Origin of the sequence: Pedobacter aquatilis (assembly GCF_032678405.1) — a bacterium.
GTDB lineage: Bacteria > Bacteroidota > Bacteroidia > Sphingobacteriales > Sphingobacteriaceae > Pedobacter > Pedobacter aquatilis_A.
Genome location: NZ_JAVTSJ010000007.1, coordinates 279,804 through 292,943 on the forward strand (window position 1 = coordinate 279,804; position 13,140 = coordinate 292,943).

At 43.2% G+C, this 13,140-nt stretch carries 10 protein-coding genes; 1 reads left to right on the plus strand and 9 read right to left on the minus strand.

The annotated features are described in order from the left end of the window. Window positions 1-694: 694 nt before the first annotated feature. The 8 genes from rodA to R2R71_RS19270 form a co-directional block, all read right to left on the minus strand. Window positions 695-1,957, minus strand: a complete 1,263-nt coding sequence (gene rodA / locus R2R71_RS19235; RefSeq protein WP_410478246.1) for a rod shape-determining protein RodA — start codon at window positions 1,955-1,957, stop codon at window positions 695-697. Further along, on the minus strand, window positions 1,957-3,960 hold the full coding sequence (gene mrdA, locus R2R71_RS19240) for a penicillin-binding protein 2 (RefSeq protein WP_316832910.1): 2,004 nt from the start codon (window positions 3,958-3,960) through the stop codon (window positions 1,957-1,959). Before mrdA ends, rodA begins: the two co-directional genes overlap by 1 nt. Further along, window positions 3,960-4,475 (minus strand): rod shape-determining protein MreD, encoded by a 516-nt coding sequence (locus R2R71_RS19245; RefSeq protein ID WP_316832911.1) that lies wholly within the window; start codon window positions 4,473-4,475, stop codon window positions 3,960-3,962. Before R2R71_RS19245 ends, mrdA begins: the two co-directional genes overlap by 1 nt. Next, window positions 4,472-5,311: a rod shape-determining protein MreC gene (gene mreC, locus R2R71_RS19250; protein ID WP_316832912.1), complete on the minus strand. Its 840-nt coding sequence runs from the start codon at window positions 5,309-5,311 to the stop codon at window positions 4,472-4,474. The genes R2R71_RS19245 and mreC overlap by 4 nt, the downstream gene beginning before the upstream one ends. 203 nt (window positions 5,312-5,514) lie before the next feature. Further along, complete coding sequence (locus R2R71_RS19255; protein WP_316832913.1) at window positions 5,515-5,883, minus strand: four helix bundle protein; 369 nt, start codon at window positions 5,881-5,883, stop codon at window positions 5,515-5,517. Window positions 5,884-5,920: 37 nt separating this feature from the next. After that, complete coding sequence (locus tag R2R71_RS19260) at window positions 5,921-6,943, minus strand: rod shape-determining protein (protein ID WP_056092903.1); 1,023 nt, start codon at window positions 6,941-6,943, stop codon at window positions 5,921-5,923. 190 nt (window positions 6,944-7,133) lie between these two features. Then, entirely contained in the window at window positions 7,134-8,660 is a 1,527-nt protein-coding gene (purH, locus tag R2R71_RS19265; RefSeq protein WP_316832914.1) for a bifunctional phosphoribosylaminoimidazolecarboxamide formyltransferase/IMP cyclohydrolase, read from the minus strand. Between the two features lie 1,487 nt (window positions 8,661-10,147). Further along, a complete protein-coding gene (locus R2R71_RS19270; protein WP_316832915.1) occupies window positions 10,148-10,411 on the minus strand; it encodes a hypothetical protein in 264 nt (87 codons plus the stop codon). Between the two features lie 322 nt (window positions 10,412-10,733). On the opposite strand from R2R71_RS19270, the gene R2R71_RS19275 reads away from it, so the two are divergent. After that, window positions 10,734-11,546: a hypothetical protein gene (locus tag R2R71_RS19275; RefSeq protein WP_316832916.1), complete on the plus strand. Its 813-nt coding sequence runs from the start codon at window positions 10,734-10,736 to the stop codon at window positions 11,544-11,546. Window positions 11,547-12,459: 913 nt separating this feature from the next. Here R2R71_RS19275 and R2R71_RS19280 read toward each other — a convergent pair. Beyond that, window positions 12,460-13,041 carry a hypothetical protein gene (locus R2R71_RS19280; RefSeq protein WP_316832917.1) on the minus strand — a complete coding sequence of 194 codons (582 nt, stop codon included), beginning with the start codon at window positions 13,039-13,041 and terminating at the stop codon, window positions 12,460-12,462. Window positions 13,042-13,140: the final 99 nt, after the last annotated feature.

The following is a 13,140-nucleotide window of genomic DNA, read 5'->3' on the forward strand; positions in this document are numbered from 1 at the left end:
AGCGGAGTGCCGAGTTGAGGAATCGTCCTACTCAACCTGTCATCCTGAGCGTAGTCGAAGGATTGACTCATTCGTCTTTGCGAAGCCGGGTTAGTGCGAGCTGAAGCAATCTATATATGTAAGTGGTATAATTTAAGAAGAGATTGCTTTGTCGTTCCTCCTCGCAATGACGACTTGGGGAGAGCAGTGAACTATTTCGTCCAACTCAAACTGTCATCCTGAGCGTAGTCGAAGGACCCTTTTCATCCTACAACAGCTTCGAAGATCCCTCTATTCCGCTGCGCTCCAATCGGGATGACGAGTTGTTGAGACTAATGAACTAATGACAAATGAACTATTGAACAGTTGGCGGTTGGCAGTTTTCAGTTAACACCGTCATTGCAAAGCTGGGTTAGTGCGAGCTGAAGCAATCTATATATGTAAGTGGTATAATTTAAGAAGAGATTGCTTCGTCGTTCCTCCTCGCAATAACGACTTTTGGAGAGCAGTGAACTATTTCGTCCAACTCAAACTGTCATCCTGAGCGTAGTCGAAGGATCTTTTTTATCTTAAAACAGCTCCAAAGATCCCTCTATTCCGCTGCGCTCCAATCGGGATGACGACTTGTGGAGAGCAGTGAACAGTTCTCAGTTGGCAGTTTTCAGTTGGCAGTTCCCAATGATCAATGAACTAATGACCAATGAACTACTGAACCCTAAATAAATCCCATCCGGTTCGAATCCAGTTTCAGGAATATAAACAGCAACATGGTAAAACTCCAGAGCGAGGAACCCCCGTAGCTGATAAAAGGAAGCGGAATGCCGATTACGGGAATAATACCGATCGTCATTCCAATATTAATGAATACGTGGAAGAATAAAATACAGGCCACGCAATAGCCATAAACCCTTGAAAAGGTCGAACGCTGCCGCTCGGCAAGGTTAATGATCCTTAAGAGCAGGAAGATAAACAAACCAATAATTACCGAACAGCCTACAAAGCCCCATTCTTCTCCAACCGTAGAGAAAATAAAGTCGGTACTCTGCGCCGGTACATAACCATATTTCGTTTGTGTACCCTGCAAAAAGCCTCTGCCCGTGGCCTGTCCGGAGCCAATGGCAATCTGCGACTGGATTACATTGTAACCCGCACCACGGTTATCTGTTTTTAAGCCCAGCATCAGTTCAATACGGCTTCGCTGGTGTGGCTGAAGTACTTTCTCATAAGCAACTTTAACCAGGAAGAGATAAGCTATGGCTACCAGGGTAACGAATACCGTGGTGATAATGAGCTTCTGCTTGCGTTTGTTGGCATAGATAAACAAGGCACAAATGCTCACCAGGATAACGATCAATACCGATGTCGGTACAAGGAAGTCGGCGACAAAGAGCACAATCATCCCTAAAAATATCAGCAGGAAATAACCTGATAAACCCTCGCGGTATAGGGGGAACATGAAGGCCAGGAATACCAGCGCCGAACCCGTATCGGGCTGCATCATGATTAATAGGAGTGGTGCAGCAACAATAATACCCGCAATGAAAATCGATTTAAAGTCCCTGAACTTTGGATTGAAAGTACTTACATACCTGGCCAGGAGCAGGGCGGTTCCAAACTTTGCAAACTCAGAGGGTTGCAATCGGAAAGAACCAATAGGAATCCAGGCCTGGTTACCACCAACATTACGGCCTACAAACAACACGCTGACCAGCAGGACCAGGGTTGCGCCGTAAATAAAAGGTGCAAAAACGTTAAAGAGGCGGCCATCAAACAGCAATATCGATAAGCCAAGTATCAAACCGGTGATAATGTAGATCAACTGTTTTCCATAACTGCTGGTGAAATCGAAAGCTGCCGAATTCTCCGGGTGTGGAATGGATGCATAGATGTTGGTAAAACCAATGGCACAAAGTGCGATATAGATTAATACCGTAATCCAATCGACATTAAAGAAGAACCTGTTGCCTTGCTGTTGCATCATTTTTTAGTTTGATCGGGATTTAAAGTGCCAGCCGTTTTATTTAATAACTGTGCCGTAAGCGGCTTTTTTGCCGTTGCAGCTTTTATTTTTAAACTATCGTTAACCCTTTTCATCGAATCTGTTTTTTTGATAATCAGGCTATCTGCTTTGCTAAGCTTAAGCTTTTTGCTTTTATCGATGAGTACGGGAAGCAGGTTCTGGTTTTTCATCCATTCTACCTGATTGGCCCTGGCACCGGTTACGCTACCTTTAATATACTTTTCTACCATATAACTGGCGATTGGGGCGGCATAGGTACTTCCGAAACCTGCGTTTTCTACGATTACCGCAATGGCAATTTTCGGATTATCGCGAGGGGCAAAGCCGATAAATACGGAGTGGTTTTTCCCGTGCGGGTTCTGCACCGTTCCGGTTTTACCGCATAATAACAAATCGGGAATCCGAGAAAGTGTTGCTGTTCCCCAGGCACTGTTTACACAATCCTGCATTCCATCAATTACCGGCTCAAAATACTTTGCATCAACACCAACATAGTTTTTGTCTTTATATTCCTTCTTAATTTTATCGCCCATGGCTTTTATTAAGTGCGGTTTAATGTAATAACCACGGTTGGCAATAATGGCCATGGCATTGGCAATCTGCAATGGTGTTGCCGTAATCTCTCCCTGGCCAATTGCCTGAGAGATTACTGTGGTATAACCCCAACGCTTGCCATATATTTTATCATAATGATCGGCATTATAGAAATAGCCCTGCTTCTCGAAAGGGAGATCGATATCCAGTTTCTGCCCAAAACCAAATTTGGCAATTTTATCACGCCAGTCCTGATAAGTTGCACGCTGGTTTTTCATGCCGTTTTTGGTAATTAACTTTTGAAAAACGTGGCAGAAGTAGGTATTGCAGCTGCGGGCAATGCCCCTGCGCATGCTGATGTTGCCATCTACGTGCTCACATTTAACTTTATGGTTTCCCGCCATATAATAACCCGGGCAATTGAAAGTTGTATTCACATCAATAACGCCTTCCTGTAAAGCCAGTAAGGCATCAATTGGTTTAAAAGAAGAGCCCGGAGGGTATTTACCCTGAATGGGGCGTACAATGGATGGCTTATAAGGGTTACCAATAATCTGGTCCATGTAGTTGTTCGTGAAACCTTTCCCCACAAGAATGTTGGGGTCATAGCCAGGGCTGCTCACAAAGGCTAATATTTCACCCGATGAAGGTTCGATGGCCACAATTGCACCCACCTTGTTTTTCATCAGTTCCTCGCCAAGCTTTTGTATGCGGATATCAAGTCCGGAGATCAATCTTTCGCCGGCTACTGCATTCACATCATATTTACCATTGGCATAACTGCCCTGTGGGGTGTTTTTAGCATCGTATACGGTATTAACCACGCCCTTTTCGCCCCTTAATGTTTCTTCGTAAGAGAATTCGAGCCCGCTTTTTCCCTTGTAATCACCGGGACGGTAAAAACCTTCCGATTTTTCGATGTCAGCTTCACTTACTTCCTTTACATAACCAAAAAGCTGGCCGCCAACACTATCGGGATAATGGCGAACGGTACGGTCTTGGGTAGAGAAACCCGGGAATCGGTACATTACTTCCTGTAGCCTGGCATAACTCTGTACCGAAATCTGCTTTGAAAAAGGTGTTGCCTGGTAGTTCGATTTCAGTCTTGCCTTGCGCAGGTTTTTTCTAACATCTTCAATAGAAATCTCCAGGGCATTGGCCAGCGCAAGTGTATCGAAAGGCTTTACCTCATTGGGGATAACCATTAAATCGTACACGGGTTCGTTCTGCACAATTACCTTCATGTTACGATCGAGGATGGCGCCCCTGGCCGGATATTTATATTTCTTTTTCAGTACATTACTTTCGGCAGCAACAAAGGCCTTATCACTGATAATCTGGATGTAAAAGAGCTTGGCAAGTAAGATCAGGGCGATTACGATAAATAAACCCTGTACGATGTATTTCCGGTTAAATAATTGCTCCATTAGCGGGATGTTCTTTTATAGAAGATAAACTCTACCAGTAAAATAATAAGTAGCGTAAAGATACAACTTAAGCCGCATCTCATTAAGGTATAACCAATTTCTGTTAACCTGAATGTTTCTAAAAAGAATAATACCAGGTGATGCGTAATTACACAAAGGAAAGCGTAAAGCAAAAACCACTGGAAACCCATATAGCTTAATGATGGTTCAGGATCGTCGATAGCATCCTTATTTAAGCTGATGGAAATAAATGATATCCGCACAAAGGCCATTACCACACAGGCTGTAGCATGTACGCCCATGGTATCGTAAAAGGCATCGAGTGTTAAACCCGTGCCGAAAGCAAGCAGGTATAATACTATATTCGGGATGCCAAAGGGTAGCAAAAGTAAAAACAGCACGTAAATAAAAGGTGTGGAGAGATCATAAAAGCCCATGTTTTTGAGCAAAAATATCTGCACAAAAAGCAGGACAAACCACCTGATGATATTTACAATTATTATTCTGCTGTTCATTTTTTCGGTTTAACCGGGTTTTCTAAAAGTTCCTGTTCTTCTGCCAGCTTGTTTTTCACCACGTATACATATTGCAGGCTTGAGAAATCGTTAAATAAATTCAGCTCTGCCGATAAAAAATTATCGTTTGTAGCAACGTTGGTTTTACTTAACCTCCCGACTAAAATCCCAGCCGGAAATTCTCCGTAGCCTGAAGTTACAACAGTATCGCCTACAATCATTTTTATATGATTGGGCACTTCCTTTATCAGCGCTTTACGAATATCGAAGTTATTATCTCCCCAAACCAGTGAACCCAAAGCATTATTTTTTTTGATTACCACACTGATTTTGGTGTCTTTATGTAAAAGCGACTGAATGGTTGCCAGGTGCTCCGATACATCGCGGATAAAGCCTACAACGCCTTTTTGCGGCGATATTACAGCCATTCCGCTTTTTATACCATCAAGTGTACCCTTATTAACCGTCATTACATTATTACGTAAGGTAACGGAGTTTTTAACCACTTTGGCAGCGAGGTAAGTAAATTGCTGTTTGGTTAGGGTATCAACCACCTTAATATCTTTAGCCGAATCGATGGTGCTTAATGCCAGTAAGGTTGTTTTGAGCTTTGCATTTTCTGCAGCCAGACTATCGTTTACCTTCCCTAAGTTCAGGTATCTTTTTAAAACATTCAGCCTTTCATAAGCGGTACCCACCACTTCGTTTGTCGAGTTCAGGGTAATGCTGCGCTGATACGCATTGTTCTTAACCGTTAAATAAATCCCGATAAAGAAAAAGATAATGAACAGGAAAAATGCGTTGTATCTGCTTATAAAAATCCAAAGGTTACGCATATTGATTTACGATTTTAGATTTACGATTTAGGATTGCCTGCAAAGTTCCATTAAAACTAAATGCATATTGATTTACGATTTTAGATTTACGATTTAGGATTGCCTGCAAAGTTCCATTAAAACTAAGTGCATATTGATTTACGATTTTAGATTTACGATTTACGATTGCCTGCATGGTTTCAATAAAACTACCTGTTTTAGGACTACGATTTACGGTCTTGCTCTTTTTTACGAACTGTGATAATTGAGGCAACAACAATAGCTAGTAATTCATTGCCCTCTTTCCAGTTTGAGAGAATATCATCCTTCATTTGGATATTAAATTCTTCAAGCAATTCTAAAAAGAACATCGATTCGTCCAATTCTTCCTCTACAATCTTTAATTTGTTCAAAAAATCAGCAGTCGATTTTGCCCTGCAGGCCGCTCTATAGTTTGCACCAACTGAACTCGAACTCCTGATTAATTGATTAGCATAATTCTTGTTAACGATATTGACAGGTAATTTATTAATTAAGCTGGCAACGGCTATTGAAAAAGCTTTTGTCCTGTTTTTTAATAGCTCGCTGTTCATCAATCGTCAATCAACTATCTAAAATCGTAATTCCGGCTTATTGCATTAAGAATTTATACGTTCCGATGTTTTTAAGGGCGATACCGGTTCCGCGAACTACTGCACGTAACGGATCTTCAGCTACATGTACCGGAAGTTTTGTTTTCGCAGCTACACGTTTATCTAAACCTCTTAACAATGCACCACCTCCGGTTAGGTAAATACCCGTCTGGTAAATATCTGCCGAAAGCTCAGGAGGTGTAATCTCCAGTGCTTTTAAAATCGCCTCTTCAATTTTCGAAATCGATTTATCTAAACAGTGTGCAATTTCAGTGTAAGAAACCGTAATCTGTTTTGGAACACCCGTCATTAAATCACGCCCTTGTACAGCGAAATCGGCAGGGGCGTCCTGTAACTCAGGTAAAGCGGCACCCACTTCAATTTTAATTTTCTCGGCAGTACGATCACCAATCATGATGTTATGCTGACGGCGGATGTAATTCACAATATCAGAGTCGAAGTTGTCTCCCGCAACGCGGATGGACTGGTCGCAAACAATACCCGATAAGGCAATAACCGCAATCTCGGTAGTACCACCACCGATATCGATAATCATGTTACCCATAGGTTCTTCCACATCGATACCGATACCTACGGCTGCTGCCATTGGCTCGTGGATAAGGTACACTTCTTTGGCACCAGCAATCTCCGCCGAATCGCGTACAGCACGTTTCTCCACTTCGGTAATACCCGAAGGGATACAGATTACCATACGTAATGAGGGGAACATCCAGCCTTTACCGCCGTTAAGCATGCGGATCATGCCTTTGATCATTGCCTCAGCAGCATTGAAATCGGCAATTACACCATCCTTTAAAGGGCGAACGGTTTTAATGTTATCGTGGGTTTTACCCTCCATTTGCATCGCCTGACGACCAATGGCGATAACTTTGTTTGTTGTGCGGTCGAAAGCAACGATTGATGGTTCATCTACAACCACTTTATCGTTATGTATAATCAGGGTATTCGCGGTTCCCAAATCAATGGCAACTTCCTGCGTAAACCAGTTAAATAATCCCATGTAAAAGGTTTTTTTTCTATGTTTTTAAAAATCTATACTATAGCTAATGTAAAAATAGCTTTTTTATTGTTTTAAGTGTTATTTTCTTTATGAAGAAAGTGAAAAGCTGAAAGCTAAAAGACTAAAGCTAAAAGCTTAAAGCGGAAAGCTATTTGCAATGCGCTTTAGTCTTTCTCCGCTGAGCTTAAAACTAGTGCTTAAAGTGTCTAACGCCGGTGGTAACCATTGCGATGCCTTTTTCATTTGCCTTAGCAACCGAATCAGCATCTTTAATTGAGCCTCCAGGTTGTAATACCGCTGTAATTCCGGCATCGGCAGCAATTTCAACACAATCAGGGAAAGGGAAGAAGGCATCAGATGCCATGGCACTTCCTTTAACGCTGAAACCGAATGAAGCTGCTTTTTCAATCGCCTGTCTTAAGGCATCAACTCTTGAAGTCTGACCAACACCGCTTGCAATCAATACATCATCTTTAACCAATACAATGGTGTTCGATTTAGTATGTTTAACAATTTTATTCGCGAAGTGTAAATCTTTCAGCTCCTGTGCAGTTGGTGCTTTTTCCGTTACGGTTGTCATTTGTTCAGGACCTTCGATAATTAAATCTTTATCCTGCTCAATTACGCCGTTTAATAAGGTTTTGAATTGTTTTTTGCTCAGTTCAACCTCGTTGCGTTGTAAAATCACGCGGTTTTTCTTTTTGCTGAACAATTCAACGGCTTCAGGCTGGTATGCAGGTGCAATTAAAACCTCGAAAAACAGGTTGTTAATTTCTTCAGCGGTTTCCAGGTCGACAGTTACGTTGGTGATCAGTACACCACCGAAAGCTGAAACCGGATCGCAGGCCAATGCATCTATCCAGGCTTGTTTAACCGTTGGACGTGAAGCGATTCCGCAGGCATTGGTATGTTTTAAGATGGCGAAAGTAGGCTCTTCGAACTCATCGATTAAAGCTACTGCTGCATCAACATCTACTAAATTGTTATATGAAAGTTCCTTGCCGTTCAGTTTGGTAAACATGGCATCTAAATCGCCATAGAATACAGCGCCCTGGTGTGGGTTTTCGCCGTAACGCAAGGTCTTTGCTTCGGTTACACTTTGTTTGAAAACCTCCAGCGGTTCTTCCTGATTGAAGTAATTAAAAATAGCTGTATCGTAGTGTGAAGAGGTATGGAAAGCTTTCTTTGCATAAGCTTTACGCTGTGCCAGCGTTGTTTCGCCATTTTGTTCTTCGAGTTGTGCCTGAAGGGTAGGGTAATCGTTTTTCGAAGCGATGATCACCACATCGTTGAAGTTTTTCGCTGCGGCACGGATTAAAGAGATACCGCCAATGTCGATTTTCTCGATAATTTCTTCCGGTGTTCCACCAGCTTTTACAGTTTCTTCGAAAGGATATAAATCAACAATTACCAGGTCGATTTCAGGGATTTCGTATTCTGCAATCTGCTGCTGGTCGCCTTCCAGTCCCCTGCGGTTTAAAATACCACCGAAAACTTTCGGGTGAAGGGTTTTAACCCGTCCGCCTAAGATAGAAGGGTATCCGGTTAAATCTTCAACTGCTGTAACTGGCAGGTTTAAATCTTTAATAAACTGTTCGGTACCACCTGTTGAAAAGAGCTGTACGCCCTGAGCGGCTAACAATTTTACCAATGGTGCTAAACCATCTTTATAATATACTGAAATTAAAGCGTTTTTGATTTTAATGGGTTGACTCATTCTACTGTAAATTTTGAGCCGCAAAGGTAGTAAAAGGTGATGGTTTTTTATGTATTTGATGTGGTAAAAAATGGTTCATTTGTCATTTGTTATTAGTTCATTAGTCATTGGTTCATTTGTCATTAGTTCATTGGTCTCTACGAGTCGTCATTGCGAGGTACGAAGCAATCTCTAATTATTACCACTGATTGATATAGATTGCTTCAGCTCGCACTAATCCAGCTTCGCAATGACGGTGTTAACTGAAAACGGCCAACTGTTCAATAGTTCATTGGTCATTAGTTTATTGGTAACTGAAAACTGCCAATTGAAAACTGATTATTTGCTCGCCACAAGTCGTCATCCCGATTGGAGCGCAGCGGAATAGAGGGATCTTTGAAGCTGTTGTAGGATGAAAAGCGTCCTTCGACTACGCTCAGGATGACAGTTTGAGTAGGGACGATTCCTTCATAGCGAAATGACACTCCAGTCCGTCACCCTGAACTTGTTTCAGGGTCTCTCTTTCATGAGATGCTGAAATAAATTCAGCATGACGTTTGGTGTTAATAATCTCTTCGTTAACATTTTTGATAATTGGTAATTGAACATTGGTCATTAACTATTTGCTCATTGCCGCAAGGGCTAGTCCTTTTTTCTTGATAAAAAAGGACCAAAAAATCAAGGCTTGCCCCTCTTGTTGCATAAAGCTAAGGGAATACCAATGGCGGTAATTTGAGGCCAGGCCCGTACACATCCCCCTAGGGCTGCAAATTCCCTTGGATTGTGGGGAAATGAAAGGGATTTCAGGTATTCCCTTGCTTTCTGCTGCCTCGATGGGCTAGGCCGGTAGCAGGGTGCAGGGGTGTTATGGAGGGCTTCGGCTGGTCCTGCATCTCCTAGGCCAGAAAACCCACCGACTAAAAAACAGTGGTAATAGCACAATTCCATCATCAAATTTTCTGCACATCGCCTTTAACTCCCATCCTTTTTTAAGGAGGGGTTGGGGGTGGTTAATTTCTATCCCATGTCGCAATATTCTCCGCTCACCCCTGCTGTCATCCTGACGACAGGAAGGATCTGTTTACTACTGGCATCGTTCAAACATTTTGCACTGCCCCAGTATATTGTCTTTACATTCACAAGTCGTCATCCCGATTGGAGCGCAGCGGAATAGCGGGATCTTTGAAGCTGTTGTAGGATGAAAAAGTCCTTCGACTACGCTCAGGATGACTGGTTGAGTTGGACGAATAGTTCATTAGTCATTAGTCTCTACAAGTCGTCATTGCGAGGTACGAAGCAATCTATAATTATTACCACTGACTGATATAGATTGCTTCAGCTCGCTCATTCCCGGCTTCGCAATGACGGTGTTAACTGAAAACTGCCAACTGTTCAATAGTTCATTGGTCATTAGTTCATTGGTAACTGAAAACTGCCAATTGAAAACTGATTATTTGCTCGCCACAAGTCGTCATCCCGATTGGAGCGCAGCGGAATAGAGGGATCTTTTAAAGTGGATGTAAAACAAAAAAGATCCTTCGACTACGCTCAGGATGACAGCTTGAGCAGAAAGACTCATTCAGAGCGAAACGACACTCCGGTCCGTCACCCTGAACTTGTTTCAGGGTCTCCTTTCCAATAGATGCTGAAATAAATTCAGCATGACGTTTGGCGTTAATAACCTCCTCATTAACTTCATTGAAAATTGGTAATTGAAAACTGGTTATTGCGTAAGCCTGCAACTGTGCTTCGGCCTTTCTTAACCTTAACATTTGGAAAACTCCGGGACTTGTTCGGCTGGGGTTTTGGAAACCATCGCTACGCCGGGCCTGATCGGGCGATGATTTAATTGCTATCCTATTGCTATCCCGGTCTGATCCCTGAATACTTTAGTTCCCGGGAATCGAAGTGTTACTGAAGTATTATTGGGGTACACTGGGATATAATATGGAGTAAGGGTGGATAGAACGTGGACTAAAGGTGGACTTCAGGCGGACTTGAGGTGGACTTAACATTTAGAATTATTGGCGGAAACCGTAGCGAAATTGCTATATTGGATTGATCAATCCCTTTGTAACGCTAATATAAACAATTATGGCCACATTAAATGGGATTGTCAGATTTTCCGGTCAGCTGGGTGATCTTGTTTTTTATAAAAGAGGGAAAAAGGATGTCGTTCGGCAGAAAACCTCAGCTTATCAGCTTTCTGAAAAGAGTCGCAAAAGTGCGCATGATTTCGGTGAGGCCAGCAGAAATGCTGCTTACATCAGAAAGGCCTTTGCGCCAATGGTTAAAAGTTATGGTTATGGCGACCTGCACAACCGGCTTAATAAGCGGCTTGTAGCAGTTTTCGCGACGGTGCCTGCCGCAAATGCCGGGAATAAGCGTCTGGCAGATGGCAATGTGGCGTTGCTTCAGGGCTTTGAATTTAATGCGGCTACGCGGCTGGAAAGGTTGCTGCACCTCTTACCTGAAATCCACTTGCTGAACCCGGGGAGCTTCCAATTGCTGCTGCCGAAAGTGGAAACGGGCATGCTCCTGAGGGTTATGCCGAAAGCTGACTTCGCCGTATTGCAGGTGATGGTGTTTAATTTCAACCTGAATAACGGGCAGTATGAAATCATTCAGGTGAATGATTTGCAGGTGGCAATGGCGGAAAAAACATTTCCCGGGGCTAAACTTAGCCTGCCCGTTGAGCCGGATGGGGATCGGGTGTTGCTGGTAGCCATCGGTATTTCTTATGTTGAGGATGGCTCCAGAAGGAATGATCGCAGGTATTTCGCTTGCCAGCTGGTGCATTGCCTGCACCTCCGTGATGGGGTTGAGGTGGTGTTTGAAACGCCTGTAAAGGAAAGGGTAGTGGTGAAGGAGGAGCGGGTTGATGGGGTGAGGTGGGAGTTGGGGTAGTTATTCCCCTCTTTCAGAGGGGTGCCCGCAGGGCGGGGTGTTTCTCTGGACATCTGGAGTGGCATTTTTTATTGGTCATTAACTATTTGCTCACCGCCGCAAGGGCTCTTTCTTTTGGCTTGATCCAAAAGAAACAAAAGATCAAGGCTTGCCCCTCTTGTTGCATTAAGCTAAGGGAATACCAATGGCGGTAATTTGAGGCCAGGCCCGTACACATCCCCCCTAGGGCTGCAAATTCCCTTGGGTTGTAGAGAAATGAAAGGGATTGCATGTATTCCCTTGCTTTCTGCTGCCTCGATGGGCTAGGCCGGGTCGCAGGGTGCAGGGGTGTTGTGGAGGCATTCGGCTGGTTCAATAGTTCATTAGTCATTAGTTTATTGGTCTCCACGAGTCGTCATTGCGAGGTACGAAGCAATCTCTAATTATACCACTGATTGATATATATTGCTTCAGCTCGCACTAATCCAGCTTCGCAATGACGGTGTTAATTGAAAACTGATTATTTGCTCATCGCCGCAAGGGCTCTTTCTTTTTTCTTGATAAAAAAGAAACAAAAAATCAAGGCTTGGATCTGCAGTCGGATAAATTCGTTAAAGCTTTGTTTGCGGCAACACAAGTATTCCGACGAAAAGTCGGAACAGGACGCGTTGCCTTGGCTTGTGCTGGGTTGAAAGTTTGATGAATAAGCTTTAACGTTTTCTCCTTCCTGCATATCCTAGGCCGGATAGCAGGGTGCAGGGGTGTTGTGGAGGGCTCAACAAGTCGTCATTGCGAGGTACGAAGCAATCTCTAATTATTACCACTGACTGATTTAGATTGCTTCAGCTCACACTAACCCAGCTTCGCAATGACGGTGTTAACTGAAAACTGCCAACTTGATAACTGTTCATTGGGAGGGATTGCAGTTATGCGCTTACCACTCCCGCCATTCGTCGGCGATGCCTTCGCCATCGGCGTAGTCTTTAGGGTTGAGGCCTGCGGCGATGGTGATCTGGTCGATCAGTTCGCAGAGGTCTTCGCGTTCCATGGTTTCGATGAGGTCGTCGATTTCTTCGCTGAGCTTGTTGAGGCTTAACACGGCTTTCCCGAATAGTTTTTCTTTTTCTGCTTTAGTTGCTTCCTGGCCTTTAGCCGACAGTTCGCTGATCAGCTCATCAAAAATATGCTGTGCTTTATCGCAGTTTTCCTGCGTGTACTGCTTCAGGCCATCGTTATAGGCTTCACGCCATTTTGCAAAGGGGTAGTAGGTTTTAGTGTTTTCGAGCTTCTTAGTGTAATTCAGTTCCATGGCTTTGTTTGTTTTTTGGGTGTGATCTGCTTTTTGCTGGCAGGCTGACATGCTTATTATTGTTAATAGTAAAAACCAGGGAGTGATGCGGCCGGATTTGAAAGGCCTTTGGGCTTTAATGGTATTTGCCAGCCGGCTTGAAGAAAATTCTGATGTTTTTAACGGGCTACCAGATGATTGGGTCGCTGATGTTGAGAAGTGAGGCATTTCATTGTTTTAGATGGTTTTAAAGATAGTAAAGAATTTTGCCTTATAACGTCATGGATTCCGATAAGTTTAGAGATTTCATTTACTTCAATTCATCAT